The organism is Bartonella sp. PS7NMGDW (assembly GCF_042193585.1).
Classification (GTDB): Bacteria; Pseudomonadota; Alphaproteobacteria; order Rhizobiales; family Rhizobiaceae; genus Bartonella; species Bartonella grahamii.
In genome coordinates this window covers 1-816 of sequence record NZ_JBHILX010000100.1, presented here as the reverse complement: position 1 = coordinate 816, position 816 = coordinate 1, and the positions used below count along the sequence as shown (strand labels likewise).

Genomic DNA, 816 nt, shown 5'->3' with positions numbered 1-816 from the left:
GAGCTGGATTAAAAAATTGACATCTTTCCCATTCGGAAAGATAGCTTGTTAAAACTCATGTCGCTTTTTCATTGGAACAAAAGAATGTATTTGACATTATCAATTTTGTAGCATATAAACTACAGATGTTTATTGTTAAAAAAACACACTATTTTACAGAGTGGTTAGACTCATTAAAAGACAAACAAGTGCAAAAGAAAATTGCTGCACGTATTTTCCGCCTTGAATATGGGCTTCTAGGAGACGTGAAATATTTCCGTGGTATTGGTGAGTTAAAAATAAATTATGGACCAGGCTATCGGGTTTATTTTGTAAAACAAGGAAAACAAATCATTTTATTGTTAAATGCTGGTGATAAATCCACACAACAAAAAGATATCGAAAAAGCCCTTCAATTAGTAAAGGAAATGAAACATGGAAATTACTAAATTTGATGTAAGTGAATATTTTAATACGCCTGAAGACTTTAAGATTTTATTAGATGATGCTTTAGAAACCAAAAATAGTGGCTATATTGCACATGTATTAGGTATTATTGCGCGTAAACAAGGAATGACAACTGTTTCTCAAGAGACAGGACTAAATCGCGAGTCTCTTTATCGTTCTTTAAGTGATAAAGGCGACCCACGGCTTTCTACTTTTCTCAGTGTTTTGAGTGCTTTAAATTTGCAGATTAGCTTAACGCCTATCCAAAATAATTGTAAGGAACAAGCAGCTTTAGAAGAAGCATCTTGACTACCTCCCCACCTTTAAAGATGGGGAAGGGAGGTACTTAAGCAATCTTTTTAATGAGGGGCTCTAAATCTGGTTTATAAC

The 816-nt window shown here is 33.8% G+C and carries 2 protein-coding genes; both read left to right on the top strand.

Features of this window, described 5'->3' with window-relative positions; genetic code table 11:
* Nucleotides 1-125 precede the first annotated feature (125 nt).
* Nucleotides 126-428, top strand: coding sequence for a type II toxin-antitoxin system RelE/ParE family toxin (locus ACFIKJ_RS09505; RefSeq protein ID WP_317994005.1), 303 nt, complete (start codon nt 126-128; stop codon nt 426-428).
* On the top strand, nt 415-735 hold the full coding sequence (locus ACFIKJ_RS09500; protein WP_006589073.1) for an addiction module antidote protein: 321 nt from the start codon (nt 415-417) through the stop codon (nt 733-735). The genes ACFIKJ_RS09505 and ACFIKJ_RS09500 overlap by 14 nt, the downstream gene beginning before the upstream one ends.
* The last annotated feature ends 81 nt before the right edge of the window (nt 736-816 follow it).